The organism is Leclercia sp. TB492, assembly GCF_049974505.2.
Taxonomy (GTDB): domain Bacteria; phylum Pseudomonadota; class Gammaproteobacteria; order Enterobacterales; family Enterobacteriaceae; genus Enterobacter; species Enterobacter adecarboxylatus_C.
The window spans coordinates 362,604-384,900 of record NZ_CM127572.1 but is presented as its reverse complement, the minus strand read 5'-3'; the positions used below and the strand labels follow the sequence as shown (position 1 = coordinate 384,900).

Annotated in this window: 22 protein-coding genes and 3 tRNA genes; 10 read left to right on the top strand and 15 right to left on the bottom strand. The window is 56.2% G+C overall.

All coding sequences use genetic code 11. The annotated features are described in order from the left end of the window. Positions 1-74: 74 nt before the first annotated feature. From hfq to nnr, 6 genes are all read right to left on the bottom strand, one after another. Positions 75-383 carry an RNA chaperone Hfq gene (gene hfq / locus ACP4QI_RS01795; protein ID WP_032616179.1) on the bottom strand — a complete coding sequence of 103 codons (309 nt, stop codon included), beginning with the start codon at positions 381-383 and terminating at the stop codon, positions 75-77. Positions 384-468: 85 nt separating this feature from the next. Next, complete coding sequence (gene miaA, locus ACP4QI_RS01790; protein ID WP_142487953.1) at positions 469-1,419, bottom strand: tRNA (adenosine(37)-N6)-dimethylallyltransferase MiaA; 951 nt, start codon at positions 1,417-1,419, stop codon at positions 469-471. Beyond that, positions 1,412-3,259, bottom strand: a complete 1,848-nt coding sequence (mutL, locus tag ACP4QI_RS01785; protein WP_426495428.1) for a DNA mismatch repair endonuclease MutL — start codon at positions 3,257-3,259, stop codon at positions 1,412-1,414. The genes miaA and mutL overlap by 8 nt, the downstream gene beginning before the upstream one ends. A gap of 9 nt (positions 3,260-3,268) precedes the next feature. Then, positions 3,269-4,606 (bottom strand): N-acetylmuramoyl-L-alanine amidase AmiB, encoded by a 1,338-nt coding sequence (gene amiB, locus ACP4QI_RS01780; RefSeq protein ID WP_426495427.1) that lies wholly within the window; start codon positions 4,604-4,606, stop codon positions 3,269-3,271. 16 nt (positions 4,607-4,622) lie between these two features. After that, positions 4,623-5,084, bottom strand: coding sequence for a tRNA (adenosine(37)-N6)-threonylcarbamoyltransferase complex ATPase subunit type 1 TsaE (gene tsaE / locus ACP4QI_RS01775; protein WP_285111008.1), 462 nt, complete (start codon positions 5,082-5,084; stop codon positions 4,623-4,625). Further along, positions 5,077-6,603: a bifunctional ADP-dependent NAD(P)H-hydrate dehydratase/NAD(P)H-hydrate epimerase gene (nnr, locus tag ACP4QI_RS01770; protein ID WP_285127557.1), complete on the bottom strand. Its 1,527-nt coding sequence runs from the start codon at positions 6,601-6,603 to the stop codon at positions 5,077-5,079. The genes tsaE and nnr overlap by 8 nt, the downstream gene beginning before the upstream one ends. Here nnr and queG point away from each other — a divergent pair. Beyond that, on the top strand, positions 6,602-7,741 hold the full coding sequence (gene queG / locus ACP4QI_RS01765) for a tRNA epoxyqueuosine(34) reductase QueG (RefSeq protein WP_285111006.1): 1,140 nt from the start codon (positions 6,602-6,604) through the stop codon (positions 7,739-7,741). The two genes, nnr and queG, sit on opposite strands and share 2 nt — an antisense overlap. 270 nt (positions 7,742-8,011) lie before the next feature. On the opposite strand, the gene ACP4QI_RS01760 is transcribed toward queG, so the two are convergent. The 4 genes from ACP4QI_RS01760 to orn all read right to left on the bottom strand — a co-directional run bounded on the left by ACP4QI_RS01760 (position 8,012) and on the right by orn (position 9,169). Then, positions 8,012-8,087 (bottom strand) — tRNA-Gly (locus ACP4QI_RS01760). A gap of 36 nt (positions 8,088-8,123) precedes the next feature. Next, positions 8,124-8,199: transfer RNA gene (locus ACP4QI_RS01755), tRNA-Gly, on the bottom strand. Between the two features lie 150 nt (positions 8,200-8,349). Then, a tRNA-Gly gene (locus ACP4QI_RS01750) sits at positions 8,350-8,425 on the bottom strand. Positions 8,426-8,623: 198 nt separating this feature from the next. Continuing rightward, positions 8,624-9,169 (bottom strand): oligoribonuclease, encoded by a 546-nt coding sequence (orn, locus tag ACP4QI_RS01745; RefSeq protein ID WP_285127559.1) that lies wholly within the window; start codon positions 9,167-9,169, stop codon positions 8,624-8,626. Positions 9,170-9,276: 107 nt separating this feature from the next. On the opposite strand from orn, the gene rsgA reads away from it, so the two are divergent. From rsgA to mscM, 3 genes are all read left to right on the top strand, one after another. After that, positions 9,277-10,329: a small ribosomal subunit biogenesis GTPase RsgA gene (gene rsgA, locus ACP4QI_RS01740; RefSeq protein WP_285127561.1), complete on the top strand. Its 1,053-nt coding sequence runs from the start codon at positions 9,277-9,279 to the stop codon at positions 10,327-10,329. A 98-nt stretch (positions 10,330-10,427) separates the two neighbouring features. Beyond that, positions 10,428-11,396: an archaetidylserine decarboxylase gene (asd, locus tag ACP4QI_RS01735; RefSeq protein ID WP_156262747.1), complete on the top strand. Its 969-nt coding sequence runs from the start codon at positions 10,428-10,430 to the stop codon at positions 11,394-11,396. 17 nt (positions 11,397-11,413) lie between these two features. Beyond that, on the top strand, positions 11,414-14,737 hold the full coding sequence (mscM, locus tag ACP4QI_RS01730) for a miniconductance mechanosensitive channel MscM (protein ID WP_285111004.1): 3,324 nt from the start codon (positions 11,414-11,416) through the stop codon (positions 14,735-14,737). A gap of 81 nt (positions 14,738-14,818) precedes the next feature. Here mscM and epmA read toward each other — a convergent pair whose 3' ends face one another. Further along, the gene (epmA, locus tag ACP4QI_RS01725) at positions 14,819-15,796 is read right to left on the bottom strand and encodes an elongation factor P--(R)-beta-lysine ligase (RefSeq protein WP_426495426.1); all 978 of its coding nucleotides are present in this window, start codon (positions 15,794-15,796) and stop codon (positions 14,819-14,821) included. Positions 15,797-16,106: 310 nt separating this feature from the next. Between epmA and frdA the strand changes: the two genes are divergently transcribed. From frdA to blc, 5 genes are all read left to right on the top strand, one after another. Next, positions 16,107-17,897 carry a fumarate reductase (quinol) flavoprotein subunit gene (gene frdA, locus ACP4QI_RS01720; RefSeq protein ID WP_426495425.1) on the top strand — a complete coding sequence of 597 codons (1,791 nt, stop codon included), beginning with the start codon at positions 16,107-16,109 and terminating at the stop codon, positions 17,895-17,897. Then, complete coding sequence (locus tag ACP4QI_RS01715) at positions 17,890-18,624, top strand: succinate dehydrogenase/fumarate reductase iron-sulfur subunit (RefSeq protein ID WP_039028428.1); 735 nt, start codon at positions 17,890-17,892, stop codon at positions 18,622-18,624. Before frdA ends, ACP4QI_RS01715 begins: the two co-directional genes overlap by 8 nt. A 10-nt stretch (positions 18,625-18,634) precedes the next feature. Beyond that, positions 18,635-19,030, top strand: coding sequence for a fumarate reductase subunit FrdC (gene frdC / locus ACP4QI_RS01710; protein ID WP_039028427.1), 396 nt, complete (start codon positions 18,635-18,637; stop codon positions 19,028-19,030). Between the two features lie 10 nt (positions 19,031-19,040). After that, positions 19,041-19,400 (top strand): fumarate reductase subunit FrdD, encoded by a 360-nt coding sequence (gene frdD, locus ACP4QI_RS01705; protein WP_285127563.1) that lies wholly within the window; start codon positions 19,041-19,043, stop codon positions 19,398-19,400. Positions 19,401-19,486: 86 nt separating this feature from the next. Next, positions 19,487-20,017 (top strand): outer membrane lipoprotein Blc, encoded by a 531-nt coding sequence (blc, locus tag ACP4QI_RS01700; protein WP_142487940.1) that lies wholly within the window; start codon positions 19,487-19,489, stop codon positions 20,015-20,017. Here blc and sugE read toward each other — a convergent pair. Next, positions 20,014-20,331 carry a quaternary ammonium compound efflux SMR transporter SugE gene (sugE, locus tag ACP4QI_RS01695; RefSeq protein ID WP_032616159.1) on the bottom strand — a complete coding sequence of 106 codons (318 nt, stop codon included), beginning with the start codon at positions 20,329-20,331 and terminating at the stop codon, positions 20,014-20,016. The two genes, blc and sugE, sit on opposite strands and share 4 nt — an antisense overlap. Before the next feature lie 271 nt (positions 20,332-20,602). Between sugE and ACP4QI_RS01690 the strand changes: the two genes are divergently transcribed. After that, positions 20,603-21,190: a response regulator transcription factor gene (locus ACP4QI_RS01690; protein ID WP_231313249.1), complete on the top strand. Its 588-nt coding sequence runs from the start codon at positions 20,603-20,605 to the stop codon at positions 21,188-21,190. A 49-nt stretch (positions 21,191-21,239) separates the two neighbouring features. On the opposite strand, the gene ecnB is transcribed toward ACP4QI_RS01690, so the two are convergent. The 3 genes from ecnB to efp all read right to left on the bottom strand — a co-directional run bounded on the left by ecnB (position 21,240) and on the right by efp (position 22,257). Beyond that, the gene (ecnB, locus tag ACP4QI_RS01685; RefSeq protein ID WP_142487938.1) at positions 21,240-21,386 is read right to left on the bottom strand and encodes a lipoprotein toxin entericidin B; all 147 of its coding nucleotides are present in this window, start codon (positions 21,384-21,386) and stop codon (positions 21,240-21,242) included. A 106-nt stretch (positions 21,387-21,492) separates the two neighbouring features. Beyond that, entirely contained in the window at positions 21,493-21,624 is a 132-nt protein-coding gene (locus tag ACP4QI_RS01680) for an entericidin A/B family lipoprotein (protein WP_142487937.1), read from the bottom strand. A 66-nt stretch (positions 21,625-21,690) separates the two neighbouring features. Beyond that, positions 21,691-22,257, bottom strand: coding sequence for an elongation factor P (gene efp / locus ACP4QI_RS01675; protein ID WP_032616155.1), 567 nt, complete (start codon positions 22,255-22,257; stop codon positions 21,691-21,693). Positions 22,258-22,297 lie beyond the last annotated feature (40 nt).

Genomic DNA, 22,297 nt, shown 5'->3' with positions numbered 1-22,297 from the left:
TAAACCTCTCAAAAAAGATCAGCGGGGAACGCAGAAAACCTGGCTCCCCGATATGGAAATAACAGCCAGTAACCTTATTCGGTTTCTTCACTGTCCTGCGCAGGCGCAGAAGAACCCTGCGCGTTGCTGCCATGATGGTAGTTACTGGAACCGCCGCCAGCGTTATTGCTGTGATGAGATACCGGGCGAGACGGAACAACAGTAGAAATCGCGTGCTTGTAGACCATCTGGCTGACCGTGTTTTTCAACAGGATCACGAACTGATCGAAAGACTCAATCTGACCTTGCAGCTTAATACCATTCACCAAATAAATAGAAACTGGAACACGTTCACGACGCAGTGCGTTCAAGAACGGATCTTGTAAAGATTGCCCCTTAGCCATTCTATCTTTTCCTTATATGCTTGTTTTGTACTTAGAACCTTGCGATTCTGAAAAATTGCGCACGATACGGCTTAATTGTACACATTCAGTCTGCGATATCACCAACAACCTGTAATACATCATGTAACGCCTGTTGTGGCTTTTCACTGTCTAACCAGTGAACACCGTCCCAACCGCGCAACCAGGTTATCTGGCGTTTCGCCAACTGTCTCGTGGCGCAAATACCTCGATAAACCATTTCATCATGTGAAATCTCACCTTCAATGTATGACCACATCTGGCGATAACCCACACAACGAATGGAAGGCATATCCGTATGCAAATCTCCACGGGCAAATAGCGCCCGCACTTCTGCTTCAAAATCTGAAGCTAACATCTGATGAAAACGCTGCTCAATTCGCTGATGGAGCAGTTCACGGCTCGCCGGGGCGATGGCGAACTGATGCACCTGATACGGCAGAGCCTCTCCTGACGTTTGCGTCAGTTCCGTTAAAGTTTTACCCGAAATGAAAAAAACTTCCAGTGCCCGGGAAAGCCTTTGCGGATCATTTGGATGAATACGTGCTGCGGCAACCGGGTCGATCTCAGTCAGTTGCTCGTGCAGCGCACCCCATCCCTGCTCTGCCGCCTGTTGCTCAATCTTTGCTCTTACCGCCGGGTCTGCCGATGGCAATGGCGACAACCCTTCCAGTAAGGCCTTGAAATAGAGCATTGTTCCACCCACTAACAGGGGAATACGTCCTGCTGCGGTGATCTCTGCCATCTGGGCCAGCGCATCGCGACGAAAATCTGCCGCTGAGTAAGCCTGCGCCGGGTCGAGAATATCCAGTAATCGGTGCGGTGCCGCGCGTAACTCGTCTGCGTTAGGCTTTGCCGTACCGATATCCATCCCCTGATAAATAAGGGCGGAATCAACGCTAATCAACTCTACTGGCAAAACTTTACGTAACTCAATGGCTAACGCGGTTTTACCGGAGGCCGTTGGCCCCATCAAAAATATCGCCTTTGGCAGGCTGGTATTACTCAAGTCACTCATTTTTCAGGGCGTTCATCGCCAAATGTAGATCTACAGGTTGCAACAAACCACCCGGCGGCGCTTTCACCAGCTGCGGGCAGAGGCGTTCGACCTCTGCCAGCACCGTGATCGCCTGCGCCATATTCCACGACGAATGCTCGCTGGCCAGCTGGCGGGCGATCCACTGCGCGGTGTTGGCGGCATCAAACGTCGTTTGTTGCGCCAGGTAGCCTATCAGTTCAGGAATCAAGTTTTGTAAATTTTGTTGGCGTAAGGGTAAAGGCACCGCCCGAAGCGTGACATGGTGCGCTTCGGTTACGACTTCGATACCCATTTCAGCCAGCGGCCTTTGATAGCGCTGGATGACCTGCGTCTCTTGCGCTGAGATTTTTATCCGCACCGGAATCAGCAGCGGCTGGGCACAGGCCTGGTGTGGCCCGGGCGCAAGCTGCGCCTGTTTTAACCAGCGTTCGGCTACCGGCAGGGATAACAGCGCCAGCTGGCCGTCACGCTCCAGCAGGGCCGCATCTGGCGATACAATGGTCAGCACCCGGCCAAAGCTCTGGCTATGCCCCACCAGCGTAGAGGCCGCAGGCGCGACATCCTCTGTTTTCTGCGCAGGGGCCGGGGTATCAAGCAGCGTCCGATAGACCGCCCCCGCCTGCTTCTGATAACCCGGCTGCGCATGCGGGTAGCTGGCGCCCGACGCGCGAGGGGCTGCGCCGCCGGATGCAAAGCGCGGTGCGGCTGGCTCACGCGCGACAGCCGGTTCGGCAAACTGGTTTCTTCCCGCCGCAACGCGGTTTTCCGGAATGGGACGCGGCGCAGGCTCCACCTCACTCAACGGGAGAGTTGGCTCAGCCTGCTGCTGCAGGACGCTCAGCACGCCCTGGTAGATAAAGTCATGCACCAGCCGCGACTGATGAAAACGCACCTCATGCTTCGCCGGATGGACATTCACATCCACCTGATGCGGGTCGATTTCAAGATAGAGTACAAAAGCGGGCTGCTCTCCGGCACCGAGTTTATCCTCGCACGCCTGGCGGATAGCATGGTTGATCAAACGGTCACGCATCATGCGCCCATTTACGTAGCAATACTGGATCTCAGCAAAAGCCGCACTGCTCGCTTTCGGATCGGCCACCCAGCCGCGCAGGGTAAGATCCCCATGCTGCCACTCGATGGCCAGCGCCTGTTCAAGAAACGGCGTGCCGCAGATGGCGCCCAGCCGGCGCTCTTTCTGCCCACCCTGCGCCACGGCGCGGTACTGGCGCATCATCTTGCCGTTATGGCTCAGATTGATGGTGACATCGAAACGCGCCAGGGCGATGCGACGAATAATCTCGTCGATATGGCCGAATTCGGTTTTCTCGGTGCGCATAAACTTGCGCCGCGCCGGAGTGTTGTAGAACAGATCCAGCACTTCCAGCGTCGTTCCCACCGGGTGTGCGGCAGGTTTCACCGTCACGTCCATATCCCTGCCTTCGGCGTAAGCCTGCCAGGCTTCCGGCTGTTCGGCGGTACGGGAGGTGAGTGTCAGACGCGAGACGGAGCTGATACTGGCCAGCGCTTCGCCGCGGAAACCGAGACTGATAATAGCTTCGAGATCGTCGAGAGAGGCGATTTTGCTGGTTGCGTGACGAGCCAGCGCCAGCGCCAGCTCCTCTTTTTTAATGCCGCAGCCGTTATCGCGGATCCGAATAAGTTTCGCACCGCCGCGTTCAATATCAATGTCGATACGGGTTGCTCCCGCATCGAGACTGTTTTCCACCAGCTCTTTCACTACCGACGCAGGTCGCTCTACCACCTCACCGGCGGCGATTTGGTTCGCAAGCTGCGGCGGCAGAACCTGAATCGGCATGAAATCTCCTTAGTTGGTCGAGGTCGACTCGCCCGGTAATACGGCGCTGGCGGTCTGCCCCGCGCCACTCTGCGGTGCAGACTGGAGCGGATGCGTATCAAAATACTTACGCAGGCCTTTATAAATCGCTTCGGCAATCTGCTGCTGGTAGCTGTCGCTGCCCAGCAAACGCTCTTCGCCGTTATTACTGATAAAGCCCGTTTCCACCAGAATGGACGGGATATCAGGCGAACGCAGCACGCCCAGGCTGGCATGTTCCGGGCGGCGCTTGTGCAGAGAACCGACGCTTTGCAGCTGATTCAGGACGTTAGTCGCCACATCATACCCGACACGCTGAGAATGGCCGAACTGTAAATCCAGTACCGCCTGACTCAGGTAGGGATCCGACTGGCTGTTCGCCAGCACATCACCTGCCCCGCCTAACAGTTCGGATTGTTTTTCATGTTCCTCAAGCCAGTTTGCCATTTCGCTGTTAGCGCGACGGTTGGAAAGCACCCATACGGATGCCCCCGTCGCGTTGCGGTTGGGAGCGGCATCGGCATGCACAGAGACCAGGAAATTGGCATTCTGCTGACGCGCGACGTCAGAACGCCCCATGACCGAGATAAAATAATCGCCGTCGCGGGTCAGGACGCCTTTAAACATCGGGTCGTCGTTCAGCAAGGTCCGCAGCTTACGGGCAATGGCGATGGTCACGTTCTTCTCACGCGTCCCACCAGGCCCGATGGCGCCAGGATCCTCGCCACCGTGTCCGGCATCAATCGCAATAATGACTTTATCACCGTTTACCTGGCGCGCCTGCGCTGCCGGTCGGGTCACCGTGTTGCTGCTGGTGACGCTGGTAATACGATCGCTGCCGGATTTAAACGGATTGCGGGCCGGCTCTGAAGGGCGCGGCGCCACGACAGGTGCTTCCACCCGCTTCGCCACCACTGGCGGAGGAGGAGGAGGCGGCGGCGGTGCATCGGCATTGATGGTAAAGATCACCATATAGTTCGCGCCGTTCTGTTGCTTCACCGCCCGGGTCTTGCCGTTCTGGGTTAAATCGACCACCAGACGCAGGGACTGATCGTCTTTCGGTGTACCGGAACGAATGCTGTGCACCAGGTTGTTGCCGCTGAACTGGAGCGGCAGCCCCTTGATGACGCCGGTCTGTTTAATATCCAGCGCGACGCTGCGTTTATCGTCCTGCGAAAACGCATACTCAGGATCGCCCATAAAGCTGAAGGTGATCCTGGCCTGATTGTCGCCGTTGGACACCTGAATATCGGACAAGGTTGCCGCCCCGGCCTGCGCACAAAACAGTACCGTTGCAGCCATCAACCAACTTTTAACGCGATTAATCATCCCGTTATCTCTTCTTTTAACCGGCTAACCGGGCCAGTATGGCGTTTCCTGATGCGGAGACAGCAGTGACGCGGGCTTCACGCCCTTGCGCCTGATACTCCAGGTGAATTTCAACATCCGGATCAGGCAAGACGCCCGTTCCCTGCTGCGGCCACTCTACCAGGCAGATGGCATCGTTGGCGAAATAGTCACGGATCCCCATAAATTCCAGCTCTTCAGGATCGGCAAGGCGATAGAGATCGAAGTGATACACCATCAGGTTGTCCAGGGTGTAGGGCTCAACCAGCGTATAGGTCGGGCTTTTCACATTTCCCTTATGCCCCAGCGCCTGTAAGAAGCCCCGGCTAAAGGTGGTCTTCCCCGCGCCAAGGTCGCCATACAGATAAATGACGGTTGTGCCCTCGCAGGCCTGCGCCACGCGCTGGCCAAGATCTAAAGTTGCCTGTTCGTCGGGTAAAGGGATCACTCGATTAATCATTTTCTACGTCAATTATTTCCGGGTTAACAACACGCCGCAGCGTGTCAAAAAGATCGGTTGCCAGCATGCCGCGCGTGCCGTGCTGGTCGGCCAGCCGATCGGCTGCTGTACCATGGGCGACGCAGCCTGCGCAGGCGGCATCATAAAGCGCCAGTTTCTGTCCGAGCAACGCCCCGATAATACCGGAGAGCACATCGCCCATGCCGCCGCTCGCCATTCCGGCATTACCGGCATCAATGATGCCTGACATCCCGCCCTCGCTGGCGACGACGGTGCCAGCGCCTTTCAGCACCACCACACCACCGTAACGTTTTACCAGACGCTGGGCAGAATGTAAGCGATCGCTTTCAATTTCTGCAACGCTGCAGTTAAGCAGGCGCGCGGCCTCGCCGGGGTGCGGCGTCAGGATGCGATTGTGACGTTTATCCGGGTTGATTGCCAGAAGGTTCAGCGCGTCAGCATCCCACAGCATGGCGTGGCGAAAATTCTCGACCTTCCGTAGCGCCTCTTTCCCCCACGGCTCCTGACCCAGACCGGGGCCAATCACCACCACATCGGCCCATTGCAGGCTGTCGTCCAGCGCCTGAGTGGTGAGTTCGTGCACCATCAGCTCAGGCCGGGCGGTAACGATCGGAGCAATATTTTCGCGGCGAGTGAGGACGCGCACCAGCCCTGCGCCCGTCCGCAGTGCCGCTTCACCGGTCATGCGGATGGCACCTGCGGTGCCGTGGTCGCCGCCGATAATCACCAGCCGGCCGTGATCGCCCTTATGGGAGGTGGGACGACGCGGAGGGAGCCAGTGCGCCAGTTGCGAGGCGTCAAAGCGGTCGATCGCCGTCTCCTGCCCGGCCAGCCAGCCCTCCAGCCCGAGGGCGTTATGGTGCAATGCCCCGACCACATCCCGCGCTTTCCCGGTCAACAGGCCGGGTTTAAGAGCAATAAAGGTCACCGTATGGTCGGCGTGAATGACTTCGCCGGGCGTGGCGCCCGTCTGCGCATTCAGCCCGGACGGGATATCCAGCGCAACGACAGGGGCCGGATGATGATTGGCATTGGCGATTAATCGGGCGACTTTATCGCGCGGCGCGCTGCGTAAACCGGTTCCCAGCAGGCCGTCGACGATCAGATCGACGCCTTCGGGCCAGGCCTTATCCGCGGCGTGGATAACTCCCGCCGCCTCCAGCCAGCTTTCCCGGGCTTTTGTCGCCTCTTCGGGAAGCGGTTTTTCGCTCTCCAGCGCCAGCAGCGTCACGGTCATACCGGCGGCCATCGCCAGGCGAGCAACGACATAGCCATCGCCGCCGTTGTTGCCATGGCCGCACAGAATCAGCCAGTGCCTGGCCCGCGGATACGTCGTGCGGGCAACGGCAAAAGCCGCCTCGCCCGCGCGCTGCATCAGCTCATAAAGCGTCATGCCGATGCTGTCCGCAGCCTCTTTTTCGGCGCGACGTAGCGCCTCCGCGGGCCAGACAGAATGTGGTATACTTGCGGGGTTTTTCTTCACAGTATGGTCCGTCATGTCACAGCCCCTCGATCTCAATCAGTTAGCGCAAAACATTAAACAGTGGGGCGCTGAGCTTGGTTTTCAACACGTGGGTATCACCGATACCGATCTCTCTGCCAGTGAACCAAAGCTCCAGGCATGGCTGGATAATCAATACCACGGCGAGATGGAGTGGATGGCGCGTCACGGCATGATGCGCGCCCGCCCGCATGAACTGTTGCCGGGGACCCTGCGCGTGATCAGCGTGCGGATGAACTACCTTCCCGCCAAAGCCGCCTTTGCCAGTACGCTGAAAGATCCTACTCTGGGATACGTCAGCCGTTATGCCCTGGGGCGTGACTATCATAAATTGTTGCGTAACCGGCTCAAAAAGCTTGGGGAAATGATCCAGCAGCAGTGCGCCACGCTGAATTTTAGACCCTTTGTCGATTCTGCGCCTGTACTTGAGCGCCCGCTGGCTGAAAAAGCGGGGCTTGGCTGGACAGGTAAGCACTCACTTATCCTCAGCCGCGACGCCGGCTCGTTCTTCTTCCTCGGTGAACTGCTGATTGATCTTCCCCTGCCGGTGGATAAGCCGGTTGAGGACGGCTGTGGGCGGTGCGTGGCCTGCATGACCATCTGTCCCACAGGCGCCATCGTTGAACCTTACACCGTCGATGCCCGTCGCTGCATCTCCTATCTGACCATCGAACTCGAAGGATCGATCCCGGAAGAGTTTCGGCCGTTAATCGGCAATCGCATTTATGGCTGCGATGATTGTCAGCTCATCTGCCCGTGGAACCGTTATTCGCAGTTAACGGAAGAGGACGACTTCAGCCCACGTAAGGCCCTGCACGCGCCACCGCTCATCGAGCTGTTTGCCTGGAGCGAAGCCTGGTTTCTGAAGGTAACGGAGGGATCGGCTATTCGCCGCATCGGACATCTGCGCTGGCTGCGCAATGTCGCGGTCGCATTGGGAAATGCCCCCTGGGACGAAGCCAATCTTCAGGCTCTGGAAAGTCGCCGAGGTGAGCACCCACTTCTTGATGAACATATAGAGTGGGCGGTTGCGCAGCAGATCGCCAAACGAAACGCCTGCGTGGTAGAGGTGCAATTACCGCAGAAAATCAGGCTGGTACGGGTGGTAGAAAAAGGGCTCCCACGGGATGCATGATGTTTCCACAGGCTGTGAATAAAATTTAAAAGCCAGAAGTAGTCTGGGCCCGGCAACAGGTCAAGTGATCGGCTTAACATTTTGAAATGAAATTTTCTTTATTATTTTCAACGAATTATAAAGTTACTATTCATCAGGCGAAGTATTCGCATATTCACTGAAAAAAGACAAAGCTGTGGATAAGTCTGTTAAGAAGAGTTTGTCAGAAATGAAACAAATCATCCCCGGCGGGGCTTTCCGCGGTGGATATCTGGAGGAGGAGAAAAAATTTGGAGCGGGAAACGAGACTCGAACTCGCGACCCCGACCTTGGCAAGGTCGTGCTCTACCAACTGAGCTATTCCCGCTTGGGTGGTGCGTATCTTGCGATACCTTTCAAATTTTGGAGCGGGAAACGAGACTCGAACTCGCGACCCCGACCTTGGCAAGGTCGTGCTCTACCAACTGAGCTATTCCCGCTTAATCTTCGTCTTTCAAGCCGCCACTGCGTTGGCTGCCTTCACTCACCTTAGTCACTTACTTTAGTAAGCTCCTAAGGATTCGTTCAGTTGCCGCCTTGTTGCAACTTGAAATCCTGCGATTGGTGATCTTACTGCACAGCGAAAGATTTGGAGCGGGAAACGAGACTCGAACTCGCGACCCCGACCTTGGCAAGGTCGTGCTCTACCAACTGAGCTATTCCCGCAAAATCTGTGCTGTCGTAACGATGAATTCTCTGTCGTTACGGGAGGCGCATTATACGAGAAATCCTTTCTGCTGCAACCCCCCTAAAAGCGTTTTTTTATAAATTTAGTTCAAGTGCTGCAATATTCGTCACATTGAGCATTTTTAAATCGTTTTAGCCGCTTAGGCCCGGCAAGTGCTGCCCTGCCGGGCCTGTCGCTTATAATTTAATAAAATGTTCGCGGTAGTAAGCCAGTTCCGCCACAGACTCACGGATATCGTCCATCGCCTGGTGGGTGCCCTGCTTCTTAAAGCCATCCAGCATCTCGGGCTTCCAGCGACGGGCCAGCTCTTTCAGGGTGCTGACATCGAGATAACGGTAGTGGAAATACGCTTCCAGCTCCGGCATGTACTTAAACAGGAAACGGCGATCCTGGCCAATACTGTTACCACAGATAGGCGATTTGCCCTGCGGCACCCACTGCTTGAGGAACTCAATGGTGGCCAGTTCGGCTTCACGATCGCCCTGCGTACTGGCCTTAACGCGATCCACCAGCCCGCTACCGGTGTGGGTGCGCACGTTCCAGTCGTCCATCAGCGCCAGCTGCTCGTCGGACTGATGCACGGCAATGGTGGGCCCTTCCGCCAGCACATTCAGGTTCGCGTCGGTCACCAGCGTGGCGATCTCAATAATGCGATCGCGCTCGGGATCCAGGCCGGTCATCTCCAGATCGATCCAAATCAGATTGTTTTCATCTGCACTCATGTTATTTTCCACCCTTCTCGTATAACCGGCCGTGGCAGGTTAACTAGTATTAATTAGTGTGTATCATAGAGGTTTTGCCCAATATGGGCGACCAGGAGCCAGCACGATTGAGTAAAAATAAACTCTCCAAAGGGCAGCAGCGCCGCGTGAAAGCCAATCACCAGCGCCGTCTTAAAACCACTTCGGAGAAGGTCGATTACGACGACAACCTGTTTGGCGAACCCGCGGAAGGCGTGGTGATTAGCCGCTTCGGTATGCATGCCGATGTGGAATCCGCCGATGGCGACGTTCACCGTTGCAACATTCGCCGCACCATCCGCTCGCTGGTGACCGGTGACCGCGTGGTATGGCGTCCGGGTAAAGCCGCAGCAGAAGGCGTGACGGTGAAAGGCATCGTTGAAGCCGTGCACGAACGCACGTCGGTCCTGACGCGCCCCGACTTTTACGACGGCGTAAAACCCATTGCCGCCAATATCGATCAGATCGTGATTGTCTCTGCGATCCTGCCCGAGCTGTCGCTGAATATTATCGACCGTTATCTCGTCGCCTGTGAAACTCTGCAGGTTGAACCGCTGATCGTCCTGAACAAGATTGATCTGCTCGACGGTGAAGGCATGGACTTCGTTAATGAGCAGATGGATATTTATCGCAAGATTGGCTATCGCGTGCTGATGGTCTCAAGCCGGACGCAGAATGGCCTGAAGCCGCTCGAAAAGGCATTGACCGATCGCATCAGCATTTTTGCCGGTCAGTCCGGCGTGGGCAAATCCAGCCTGCTGAACAACCTGCTCGGTTTGCAACAAGAGATCCTGACCAACGACGTCTCTGACAACTCCGGTCTGGGCCAGCACACCACCACCGCCTCACGGCTGTATCACTTCCCGCACGGCGGCGATGTGATCGACTCCCCGGGAGTGCGTGAATTTGGCCTGTGGCATCTCGAACCCGATCAAATCTTTAACGGCTTTGTCGAATTCCTCGACTATTTAGGCGAGTGTAAATACCGCGACTGCAAGCATGACAACGATCCTGGCTGTGCCATACGCGCAGCGGTCGAAAACGGTGAAATTGCGGAAACCCGTTTTGCAAACTATCACCATATTCTCGAAAGCATGGCGCAGGTAAAAACGCGTAAAAGCTTTTCTGAATCTGATGACTGACAACTAAGCTAAGCGTCGCTAAAATCGTCCCCTTTTTTCAGGTTCCGGCTGTCTGACAGCCGGATCAGGAACGACAAAACAATGGCCTGGAGGCTACCTTGTTAAACTCATTTAAACTTTCGCTTCAATACATTCTGCCAAAACTGTGGCTCACTCGCCTGGCGGGCTGGGGCGCGAGCAAACGAGCGGGCTGGCTGACGAAGCTGGTGATCGATCTGTTCGTGAAATACTACAAGGTCGATATGAAGGAAGCGCAGAAGCCGGATACCGCCAGCTACCGCACCTTCAACGATTTCTTTGTGCGTTCACTGCGCGATGAAGTGCGCCCCCTGAATACCGATCCGAACGTGCTGGTGATGCCTGCTGACGGCGTGATCAGCCAGCTGGGCGCGATTGAAAACGACAAGATCCTGCAGGCCAAGGGCCACAACTACAGCCTGGAAGCCCTGCTGGCAGGCAACTACCTGATGGCGGATCTGTTCCGCAATGGCTCCTTTGCCACCACCTACCTGTCGCCGCGCGACTATCACCGCGTTCATATGCCGTGCAACGGCATTCTGCGGGAGATGATCTACGTTCCGGGCGACCTGTTCTCGGTAAACCACCTGACCGCGCAAAACGTCCCTAACCTTTTTGCCCGTAACGAGCGCGTGATCTGCCTGTTTGACACCGAGTTTGGTCCGATGGCGCAGATTCTGGTGGGCGCGACAATCGTTGGCAGCATTGAGACCGTCTGGGCAGGCACCATTACGCCACCGCGTGAAGGCGTGATCAAACGCTGGACCTGGCCTGAAGGTGAAAATGAAGGCTCCGTGGCGCTGCTTAAGGGCCAGGAGATGGGCCGCTTCAAGCTCGGCTCTACCGTGATCAACCTGTTTGCTCCGGGTAAAGTGAAGCTGGTTGAGCAGCTCGAAAGCCTGTCGGTAACCAAACTCGGCCAGCCGCTGGCGGTTTCGACGGAGCCTTTCGTGACAACGGATGCAGAGCCTGCGCCGCTGTCAGACGAAGAGATCGCTGCCGAACTCGAAGCCAGCCCGCTGGTTGATGACAAAAAAGACGAAAGCTAAGCAAAAGGTAGACTGACGTGCGCCTGATTATCACTTTGCTGATGGCCTGGTGCCTCAGTACGGGGGCGTACGCCGCTACGGCCCCCGACAGCAAACAAATCTCACAGGAACTGGAGCAGGCGAAGGCGGCAAAGCCCGCCCAGCCGGAAACCGTTGAGGCGCTCGAGGCTGCGCTGAACGCGCTTGAGGAGCGTAAAGGCTCTCTCGAGCGTGCCACGCAGTATCAACAGGTCATTGATAACTTCCCCAAACTTTCCCAAACCCTGCGCGCGCAGCTGAGCGATCTGCGTGAAGAGCCGCGCCAGGTGCCTGCGGGCATGACTTCTGACACCCTGAATCAGGAGATCCTACAGGTCAGCAGTCAGTTACTGGAAAAAACCCGCCAGGCGCAGCAGGAGCAGGAGCGCGCCCGTGATATTGCAGACTCCCTGAACCAGCTGCCGCAGCAGCAAACCGATGCCCGCCGTCAGCTCAATGAGGTTGAACGCCGGGCCGGGGCGCAAACCGGCAATACCGCCCTTAGCCAGGCTCAAAATCTGGGCATACAGGCGGAATCTGCCAGATTAAAAGCGCTGGTAGATGAGCTCGAGCTGGCGCAGCTTTCGGCCAACAATCGCCAGGAGCTGGCGCGAATGCGCTCTGAGCTGGCGAAAAAACAGGGCGAGCAGCTGGATGCTTATCTTCAGGCGCTGCGCAATCAGCTCAACAGCCAGCGTCAGCGTGAAGCAGAGCGGGCGCTGGAGAGCACCGAATTACTGGCTGAAAACAGCGAAAACCTGCCCTCCGGCATTGTTGAGCAATTCAAGGTCAACCGTGAGCTTTCGGCCGCGCTCAACCAGCAGGCGCAGCGTATGGATCTGGTGGCCTCCCAGCAACGCCAGGCCACTAATCAAACCCTACAGGTGCGTCAGGCGCTGAATACGCTGCGCGAGCAGTCACAGTGGCTGGGCTCCTCGAACCTGCTCGGTGAAGCGCTGCGTGCCCAGGTCGCCCGCCTGCCCGAGATGCCAAAACCCCAGCAGCTCGATACCGAAATGGCGCAGCTGCGTGTGCAGCGTCTGCGCTTTGAAGATCTGCTGAATAAGCAGCCACAGCTGCGTCAGATCCACCAGCCGGACGGCAAGCCGCTCACCGCCGAGCAGAACCGCATTCTGGAAGCGCAGCTCCGTACGCAACGGGAATTACTGAATTCACTGTTGCAGGGCGGCGATACGCTGCTGCTCGAGCTGACCAAACTGAAGGTTTCAAACAGCCAGCTGGAAGATGCGTTAAAAGAGGTCAACGAGGCGACTCACCGCTACCTGTTCTGGACCTCGGACGTACGGCCGATCTCCTTCTCCTGGCCGATTGATATTGTTCAGGATCTGCGGCGGTTAATTTCGCTGGATACTGTCAGCCAGCTCGGCAAAGCCAGCATCATGATGCTCACCAACAAGGAGACGATTTTCCCGCTGCTGGGAGCGCTGATTCTGGTCGGGTTCAGCATTTACTCGCGCCGGCACTTCACCCGCTTCCTCGACCGCTCCAGCGCCCGCGTCGGCAAAGTAACCCAGGACCATTTCTGGCTCACGCTGCGAACGGTCTTCTGGTCAATCCTGGTCGCCTCGCCGCTGCCGGTCCTGTGGATGACCCTGGGCTATGGCCTGCGCGAAGCCTGGCCTTATCCGCTGGCGGTGGCTATCGGTGCCGGCGTAACCGCCACCGTGCCGTTGCTGTGGGTGGTGATGATCTGCGCCACCTTCGCCCGCCCGAATGGGCTGTTTGTCGCGCACTTCGGCTGGCCGCGTAGCCGCGTGGCGCGGGCGATGCGCTACTACCTGATGAGCATCGGGCTTATTGTCCCGCTGATCATGGCGCTGATCATGTTTGATAACCTGAACGACCGGGAGTTTTCCGGCTCGCTCGGCCGTCTGTGCTTTATCCTGATTTGCGGTGCGCTGGCCGTGGTGACGCTGAGCCTGAAGAAAGCCGGCATCCCGCTCTATCTCGATAAAGAGGGCAGCGGCGATAACATGGTCAACCATATGCTGTGGAATCTGCTGCTTAGCGCGCCGCTGGCGGCGATTCTGGCAGCAGCCGTCGGCTATCTGGCTACCGCCCAGGCGCTGCTGGCGCGTCTTGAAACCTCGGTAGCGATCTGGTTCCTGTTGCTGGTGGTCTATCACGTCATTCGCCGCTGGATGCTGATTCAGCGCCGTCGTCTGGCGTTTGACCGGGCGAAAAACCGCCGGGCCGAGATCCTCGCCCAGCGAGCGCGCGGCGAAGAGGAACCGGCCCATATGCTCAGCACGGAAGGAACCGTGGAGGTCGATGAAACTGAGCTGGATCTGGATGCCATCAGTACCCAGTCCCTGCGCCTGGTACGATCTATTCTGATGCTGGTCGCGCTGCTGTCCGTCATTGTGCTGTGGTCGGAAATTCATTCGGCGTTTGGCTTCCTGGAAAATATTACCCTCTGGGATGTGACCTCGACGGTACAAGGGGTGGAGAGCCTGGAGCCGATTACCCTCGGGGCGGTGCTGATTGCCATTCTGGTATTTATCATCACCACTCAGCTGATCCGTAACTTCCCGGCGCTGCTGGAGCTGGCCCTGTTGCAGCATCTGGATTTAACGCCAGGTACCGGATACGCCATCACCACCATCACCAAATACCTGCTGATGCTGTTTGGCGGGCTGGTGGGCTTCTCGATGATCGGTATTGAGTGGTCTAAATTGCAGTGGCTGGTGGCGGCACTCGGCGTCGGGCTCGGGTTTGGTTTGCAGGAGATCTTCGCCAACTTTATCTCTGGCCTGATTATTCTGTTCGAAAAACCAATCCGTATTGGCGATACCGTGACGATCCGCGATCTGACCGGCAGTATTACAAAGATCAACACCCGCGCCACCACTATCAGCGACTGGGACCGTAAAGAGATCATTGTTCCCAACAAGGCGTTTATCACCGAGCAGTTTATTAACTGGTCGCTGTCGGACTCCGTGACGCGTGTGGTGCTGACCGTGCCGGCCCCGTCGGATGCTAACAGCGAAGAGGTCACGCAAATTCTCTATACGGCGGCCGAACGCTGCTCGCTGGTGATCAGCACGCCAGAGCCGGAAGTGTTCCTGGTGGATTTACAACAGGGGATCCAGATTTTCGAACTGCGTATTTACGCGGCCGAGATGGGCCATCGCATGCCGCTGCGCCATGAGATCCACCAGCTGATTCTGGCGGGCTTCCGTGAACACGGTATTGATTTGCCGTTCCCACCGTTCCAGATGCGTCTGGAAAGTCTGGACGGGCGTAAGACGGGAAGAACCTTGACGTCGGCGGCGAAGACGCGACCGGCGGGGAGTTTGTAATGCAAATGCCCGGCGGCGCTGCGCTTGCACGGGCCTACATGTTTCGTAGGCCGGGTTAGCGCAGCGCCACCAGGCGCGCAGTCAGGCGCGGTCTACGGTGAACGCTATCACATCACCCAGCTGCTCAGCGCCCAGCGCCAGCATCACCAGACGATCAACACCCAGCGCCACGCCGGAGCAGTCCGGCAAACCGGCTTTTAACGCCTCCAGCAAATTTTGGTCGATAGGTTGCTGCGGCAGGCCACGCGCGGCGCGCTTGCGGTTATCCTGAGCAAAACGCTGCTGCTGTTCACGGGCGTCGGTCAGTTCATGGAAACCATTCGCCAGCTCAATACCTTTAAAGTACACCTCAAAACGCTCCGCCACGCGGTGATCTTCAGTGCTGATCTGGGCCAGCGACGCCTGGCTTGCCGGGAAGTGATAGACAAAGGTCGGGCGATCTTTACCAATCTGCGGTTCAACGCCAAAGGTAAAGAGCAGCTGTAGCAGCGTGTCGCGATCCTCTTCAGTATCCGCAACATTGCTGAGATCCAGTTTTACCGCCACTTCACGCAGCTGGGTTTTGTCCGCAGAGAGGGGATCGATCTCCAGATGGCGCTGGAAAGCCTGCTGATAAGAGAGAGTTTCGGCTTCCGGGCACTCCAGTACCTGCTGCAGCAAATCGTCCACCTCATTCATCAGGCGATACATATCGTAATGCGGGCGGTACCACTCCAGCATGGTGAATTCCGGGTTGTGGTGACGCCCCATCTCTTCATTGCGGAAACTGCGACACAGCTGATATACCGGCCCACATCCCGCCGCCAGCAGGCGCTTCATGTGGTATTCCGGGCTGGTCATCAGGTAGAGATTCATCCCCTGGGAGTGACCAGGGCCAACAAAACGGGTTTCAAACGGCACCAGATGAATATCCGTTACCGTCGCCTGACTCATGCAGGGCGTTTCCACCTCCAGCACACCGCGGTCCGCAAAGAAGCGACGAATCTCCGCCATAATTGCTGCGCGTTTTAACAGATTGGGGATGGATGCGCTCGGCTGCCAGGTGGCCGTTTCGCTCATGAGAATTTCTCCGATTTCAGACAAGGGGACGAAGTCTACTCGTAACCCATGGCGGAGACAAATTTTGCACAGTCAATTTTGGGCTTTTTATAACTACCAATAATTTCGTGACGTGATTCATCAATTGCAATGATAAATCGAGGGAAAGAACCGCAAAAAAATCGAACACGTCAAATTTCCCTCTCTTTCCTAAGGCTATACTGCGTTACCCATAAAGGAGCAGTGGAATCGCTTTCGCATTTGCCCTCCCGGGCCGTGCACTACCTTAGGGTAGGTGAGATGCGAAATATCAAAAATCTGGAGGAATGTCGTGCATACCTTTCAAGCCGATCTTGCCATTATTGGCGCTGGCGGAGCGGGATTACGCGCAGCAATTGCAGCTGCCCAGGCTAACCCAAACGCTAAAATTGCCCTGATTTCAAAAGTCTACCCGATGCGTAGCCATACGGTCGCTGCGGAGGGTGGATCCGCTGCCGTCGCGCAGGATCATGACAGCTTTGATTATCACTTTCACGACACCGTAGCTGGTGGCGACTGGCTTTGCGAACAGGATGTCGTTGATTATTTCGTACATCATTGCCCGACGGAAATGACCCAGCTGGAGCAGTGGGGTTGCCCGTGGAGCCGTCGTGATGACGGTAGCGTCAACGTGCGTCGCTTCGGTGGCATGAAGATTGAGCGAACCTGGTTTGCCGCCGACAAAACCGGCTTCCATATGCTCCACACCCTGTTCCAGACCTCGCTGCAGTTCCCCCAGATCCAACGCTTCGACGAACATTTTGTCCTCGACATTCTGGTCGATGACGGCCAGGCCCGCGGCCTGGTGGCGATGAACATGATGGAAGGTACGCTGGTTCAGATCCGCGCCAATGCCGTGGTGATGGCGACCGGCGGTGCCGGACGTGTTTACCGTTATAACACCAACGGCGGCATCGTGACCGGCGACGGGATGGGCATGGCGCTGCAGCACGGCGTTCCGCTACGCGATATGGAGTTCGTGCAGTATCACCCGACCGGCCTGCCGGGTTCCGGGATCCTGATGACCGAGGGCTGCCGCGGTGAAGGCGGCATTCTGGTCAATAAGGATGGCTATCGCTATCTGCAGGATTACGGCATGGGCCCTGAAACGCCGCTGGGTGAACCAAAGAACAAATATATGGAGCTTGGCCCGCGCGATAAAGTCTCTCAGGCCTTCTGGCATGAGTGGCGCAAAGGCAACACTATCCCCACCCCACGCGGCGATGTAGTCTATCTCGACCTGCGCCACCTGGGCGAGAAGAAGCTGCTGGAACGTCTGCCGTTCATCTGTGAACTGTCGAAAGCCTATGTCGGCGTCGACCCGGTTAAAGACCCGATCCCGGTACGTCCAACCGCGCACTACACCATGGGCGGTATCGAAACCGATCAGCAGTGTGAAACCCGAATTAAAGGCCTGTTTGCGGTGGGTGAATGCTCCTCCGTCGGCCTGCATGGCGCTAACCGCCTGGGCTCCAACTCGCTGGCCGAGCTGGTGGTATTTGGTCGCCTGGCGGGTGAGCAGGCCATGGCCAGCGCAGCAACAGCCGGAGCCGCTAACGGTGCCGCGCTCGATGCGCAGGCTACCGATGTCGAGCTGCGCCTGAAAAAACTGGTGAATCAGGAAGGGAGTGAGAACTGGGCGAAAATCCGCGATGAGATGGGGCTTTCCATGGAAGAAGGCTGCGGTATTTACCGTACGCCGGAGCTGATGCAGAAAACCATCGACAAACTGGCTGAGCTACAGGAACGCTTCAAACGCGTGCGGGTGACGGATACCTCCAGCGTCTTCAACACCGATCTGCTCTACACCATTGAGCTGGGTCACGGCCTGAACGTTGCTGAATGTATGGCGCACTCCGCCCTGGCGCGTAAAGAGTCGCGCGGCGCCCACCAGCGTCTGGACGAAGGCTGTACGGAGCGTGACGACGTCAACTTCCTCAAGCATACCCTCGCTTATCGCGACGCGGACGGCTCTACTCGTCTGGACTATAGCGACGTGAAGATCACCACGCTGGCACCGGCGAAACGCGTTTACGGTGCAGAAGCGGAAGCAGCCGAGAAAAAGGAGACGGCGAATGGCTGAAATGCAAACTCTGAAAGTTGAAGTGGTGCGCTATAACCCGGAAGTGGACAGCGCGCCGCACAGCACTTTCTATGAAGTTCCTTACGATGAGCAGACCTCCCTGCTGGATGCGCTGGGCTACATCAAAGACAATCTGGCGCCGGACCTGAGCTACCGCTGGTCCTGCCGTATGGCGATTTGCGGCTCCTGCGGGATGATGGTCAACAAAGTGCCAAAGCTGGCCTGTAAAACCTTCCTGCGTGAATACCCGAAAGGGATGAAGGTCGAAGCCCTGGCTAATTTCCCAATCGAACGCGATCTGGTGGTCGACATGACCCACTTTATCGAAAGCCTGGAAGCCATTAAGCCGTACATCATTGGCAACCCGCGTACGCCGGATCAGGGGCCGAACAAGCAGACCCCGGCGCAGATGGCCAAGTATCACCAGTTCTCCGGCTGCATCAACTGTGGTCTGTGCTATGCCGCCTGCCCGCAGTTTGGCCTGAATCCCGAGTTTATCGGCCCGGCCGCCATTACCCTGGCGCATCGTTACAACGAAGACAGCCGGGATCACGGGAAGAAAGAACGTATGGCGCAGCTGAACGGCCAGAACGGCGTCTGGACCTGTACCTTTGTCGGCTACTGCTCGGAAGTCTGTCCGAAGCATGTCGATCCGGCCGCCGCGATCCAACAGGGCAAAGTAGAAAGCTCGAAAGACTTTCTTATCGCCACCCTGAAACCACGCTAAGGAGTGCATGATGACGACTAAACGCAAAGCCTATGTGCGGCCGATGCCGTCCACCTGGTGGAAAAATCTGCCGTTTTATCGCTTCTATATGCTGCGTGAAGGCACGGCGGTGCCGGCGGTGTGGTTCAGCATCGAACTGATGTACGGCCTGTTTGCCCTTAAGCACGGTCCGGAAACATGGGCCGGTTTTGTCGGGTTCCTGCAGAACCCGATAGTGGTGATCCTGAATATCATCGTGCTGGCGGCAGCGCTGTTGCATACCAAAACCTGGTTTGAGCTGGCGCCGAAAGCGGCAAATATTATCGTCAAAAATGAAAAACTGGGGCCAGAGCCGATCATCAAAGGACTCTGGGTGGTGACTGCGGTCGTGACCGTGGTGATTCTTGGCGTAGCCCTGTTCTGGTAAGGAGACCACTGTGATTAATCCAACTCCAAAACGTTCTGACGAGCCCGTCTTCTGGGGGCTTTTTGGGGCAGGCGGCATGTGGTGCGCCATCATCGCGCCGGTCATTATTCTGCTGGTGGGCATTATGCTGCCGCTGGGGCTCTTTCCCGGGGATGCCCTGAGCTACGAGCGGGTGCTGGCCTTTGCCCACAGTATTATTGGTCGGATATTTATCTTCCTGATGATTGTTCTGCCGCTGTGGTGTGGTCTGCACCGTATTCATCACGCCATGCACGACCTGAAGATCCACGTCCCTAACGGGAAATGGGTGTTCTACGGGCTGGCGGCCATCCTGAGCGTGGTCACGCTGGTTGCCGTGGTCTTTATGTAATCCTTCTCCGCTCTCCCGCCAGCCGGTGGGAGAGCAAAATTCCTGACAGGTTCTACACTTATCAAAAATCCTGTAAGGAAACGCCTATGCGCATCCTGCCCGTCATCGCCGCCGTTGCCGCTGCATTTCTGGTTGTTTCCTGTAGTGCCCCTACTCCGCCCCGGGGCGTGACTGTCGTCCGGCCCTTTAACGCCCAGCAATTCATGGGCTCCTGGTATGAAATTGCCCGTTTTGATCACCGCTTTGAACGTGGTCTACAAAAGGTGACGGCTCACTACAGCCTGATGAGCGATGGCGGTATTCAGGTTATCAACCGGGGCTACAACCCTGAGCGCGACATGTGGCAAAAAGTGACGGGAAAAGCGTACTTTACCGGCGCGTCTGACACCGCAGCGCTGAAAGTCTCTTTCATCGGTCCTTTTTATGGTGGCTATAACGTGATTGCGCTGGATAAAGATTACCAGCATGCGCTGGTGTGCGGGCCCAATCGTGACTACCTGTGGATCCTCTCCCGCACACCGACGATTTCAGATGAGATGAAACAGAGGCTACTGAATTCTGCCACCCGTCAGGGATTTGATATCAGCCAGTTGGTCTGGATTGAACAACCCCATTAGTGGGTGCTGAGCTTCAGCCCAATAATACCGGCAACAATCAATGCGAGGCTGGCAATACGCGCCAGGCTCGCTGACTCACCCAGCAGTAAAATCCCGGTAATGGCCGCACCTACCGCGCCAATCCCCGTCCATACTGCATACGCCGTTCCCACGGGCAGCGAGCGCATAGCCCAGGAGAGCAGCACGATACTGACGATCATGGCGGAAACGGTAATGATGCTGGGCGTGAGTCGCGTAAAGCCGTGGGTATATTTCAGACCAATGGCCCATACCACTTCGAGCAAACCGGCAATAAAAAGAATAATCCAGGACATAAAGGCTCCTTAACTTAAATAACAGTCTGGGGCCGTCCCCGATGAGAGAAGCGCTTACAGGTCGTCCTGCAAGGCGGGTGAATCTCATATTTTGAAGAGCATGAATTCATTTTTCAACGTGTTTATTTCAGACATTAGTTGAGCGTTTGAAAGCGAGAAATAGACGTAATTAGCAGCGAAATTCACTCATTTATAACTCATCCGACTTCTTTATTATGGGACACTTCCTGATAGCAGGAAGCGACTACACTTTGCCGATTGCGAAAAACTAATGTTCAAAATTCTTTTGATTGACCGATGTCATTACACCCGCACGGGCCTGGAAATGTGGATCAATCATTCAGGGCTATTTCCTTCCCCTGTGTTGGTGACAGGCCTCAACAATCTCTTTCTTGCCAGAGAGCATATTCTGCAGTGGAAGCCGACGCTGGTGATTGCAGATTTGCAGGGGTTTACGTCAGACCTTCAGCACATCCATCAGCTCTCATCCGTAATGAATGCCAGTGAAACCGCACCTTTTGTTTTGCTGCATTCAGAGGAACAACCTGAAATGTCTGCATTTATGAACGCCTTTCCCCTGTGGGCATCGTTGGCCAAAACGACCCCACTGGAGGTACTGGCGCAGACAATTAATGAGGCGCTAGCATCCCAGGAAAGCAGTGAACCTGCATCGGCGGCATCGCCATTGCTGACACGTCAGGAAGAGAAAGTGTTAACGCTGTGGATGGAGGGTGCCAGCAATCAGAAAATTGCCTGCAAACTGAGCATTCATGGGAAAACGGTATACACCTACAAGCGCAATATTCGAATGAAACTGCACATGGATACACGGTATTCACCGTTTCTGTCACTGCCCTGAGCGGTAAACTGAGGGTACGGCGACGTATTAAGCCCCGTACCGCCCAAAATTACTGCTGTGCTTTAGTTGCCGCACCAGAGATCGCGCTGCCGCCAGAGGAGATATCTTCACCAACGCCGCGAGTGGTATTACAGGCAGTTAATACTGATGAAAGCACCAGGACAGAAAAGATCGCTACACATGTTTTCTTAAGCATAATGTCTTCCTTTTTTAGGCAAAGTTATTGTGTACAGCCACATAAGCATAGCCAGGATCCCGGCGAGTGACGGAAAAGGAAGCATTTTTAGGAAAAGTAGAAGATATCAGGAGGCGGCGTGAGAAATAGCATGACCCAGGCTTTTAATGTCTTCCCCGACACCACGGGCCGTGTTGCATCCGGTGAGAAGAGAGCCAGCAAGAACCATCAGCAGTAAGATTTTGATTGTGCGCGGCATCGTCCATGGACCTTTTATCGATCGATAAGGCGCAGCAAAACGCTGCGCCTTTCATCCCGGGATGAATTACTTCACGCGAGAAACGTACTCACCAGAGCGGGTATCCACTTTGATGATTTCGCCAGTCTGAACGAACAGTGGAACTTTAACCACTGCACCGGTGGACAGCTTGGCTGGCTTGCCGCCAGTACCTGCGGTGTCGCCTTTCAGACCTGGATCGGTTTCAACGATTTCCAGTTCAACGAAGTTTGGCGGGGTCACAGCGATAGGCTGGCCGTTCCACAGGGTTACGATGCACTCAGCCTGATCCAGCAGCCATTTAGCGCTGTCACCAACGGCTTTCTCGTCAGCAGACAGCTGCTCGAAAGTGGAGTTGTTCATGAAGTGGTAGAATTCACCGTCGTTGTAGAGGTAAGTCAGGTTCATATCAACAACGTCTGCGCCTTCAGCGGAGTCGGTGGATTTGAAGGTTTTCTCTACACGGGTACCGGTCAGCAGGCGGCGCAGCTTAACGCGTGCGAATGCCTGACCTTTACCTGGTTTAACGAATTCGCTGGCTTCAACCGCGTACGGTTCGCCGTCCATCATGATTTTAAGACCGGCACGAAAATCGTTGCTATAGTAAGTCGCCATAAGGCCCTCTGAAATTGTTAACTGGTAGCTAAGCCACAAA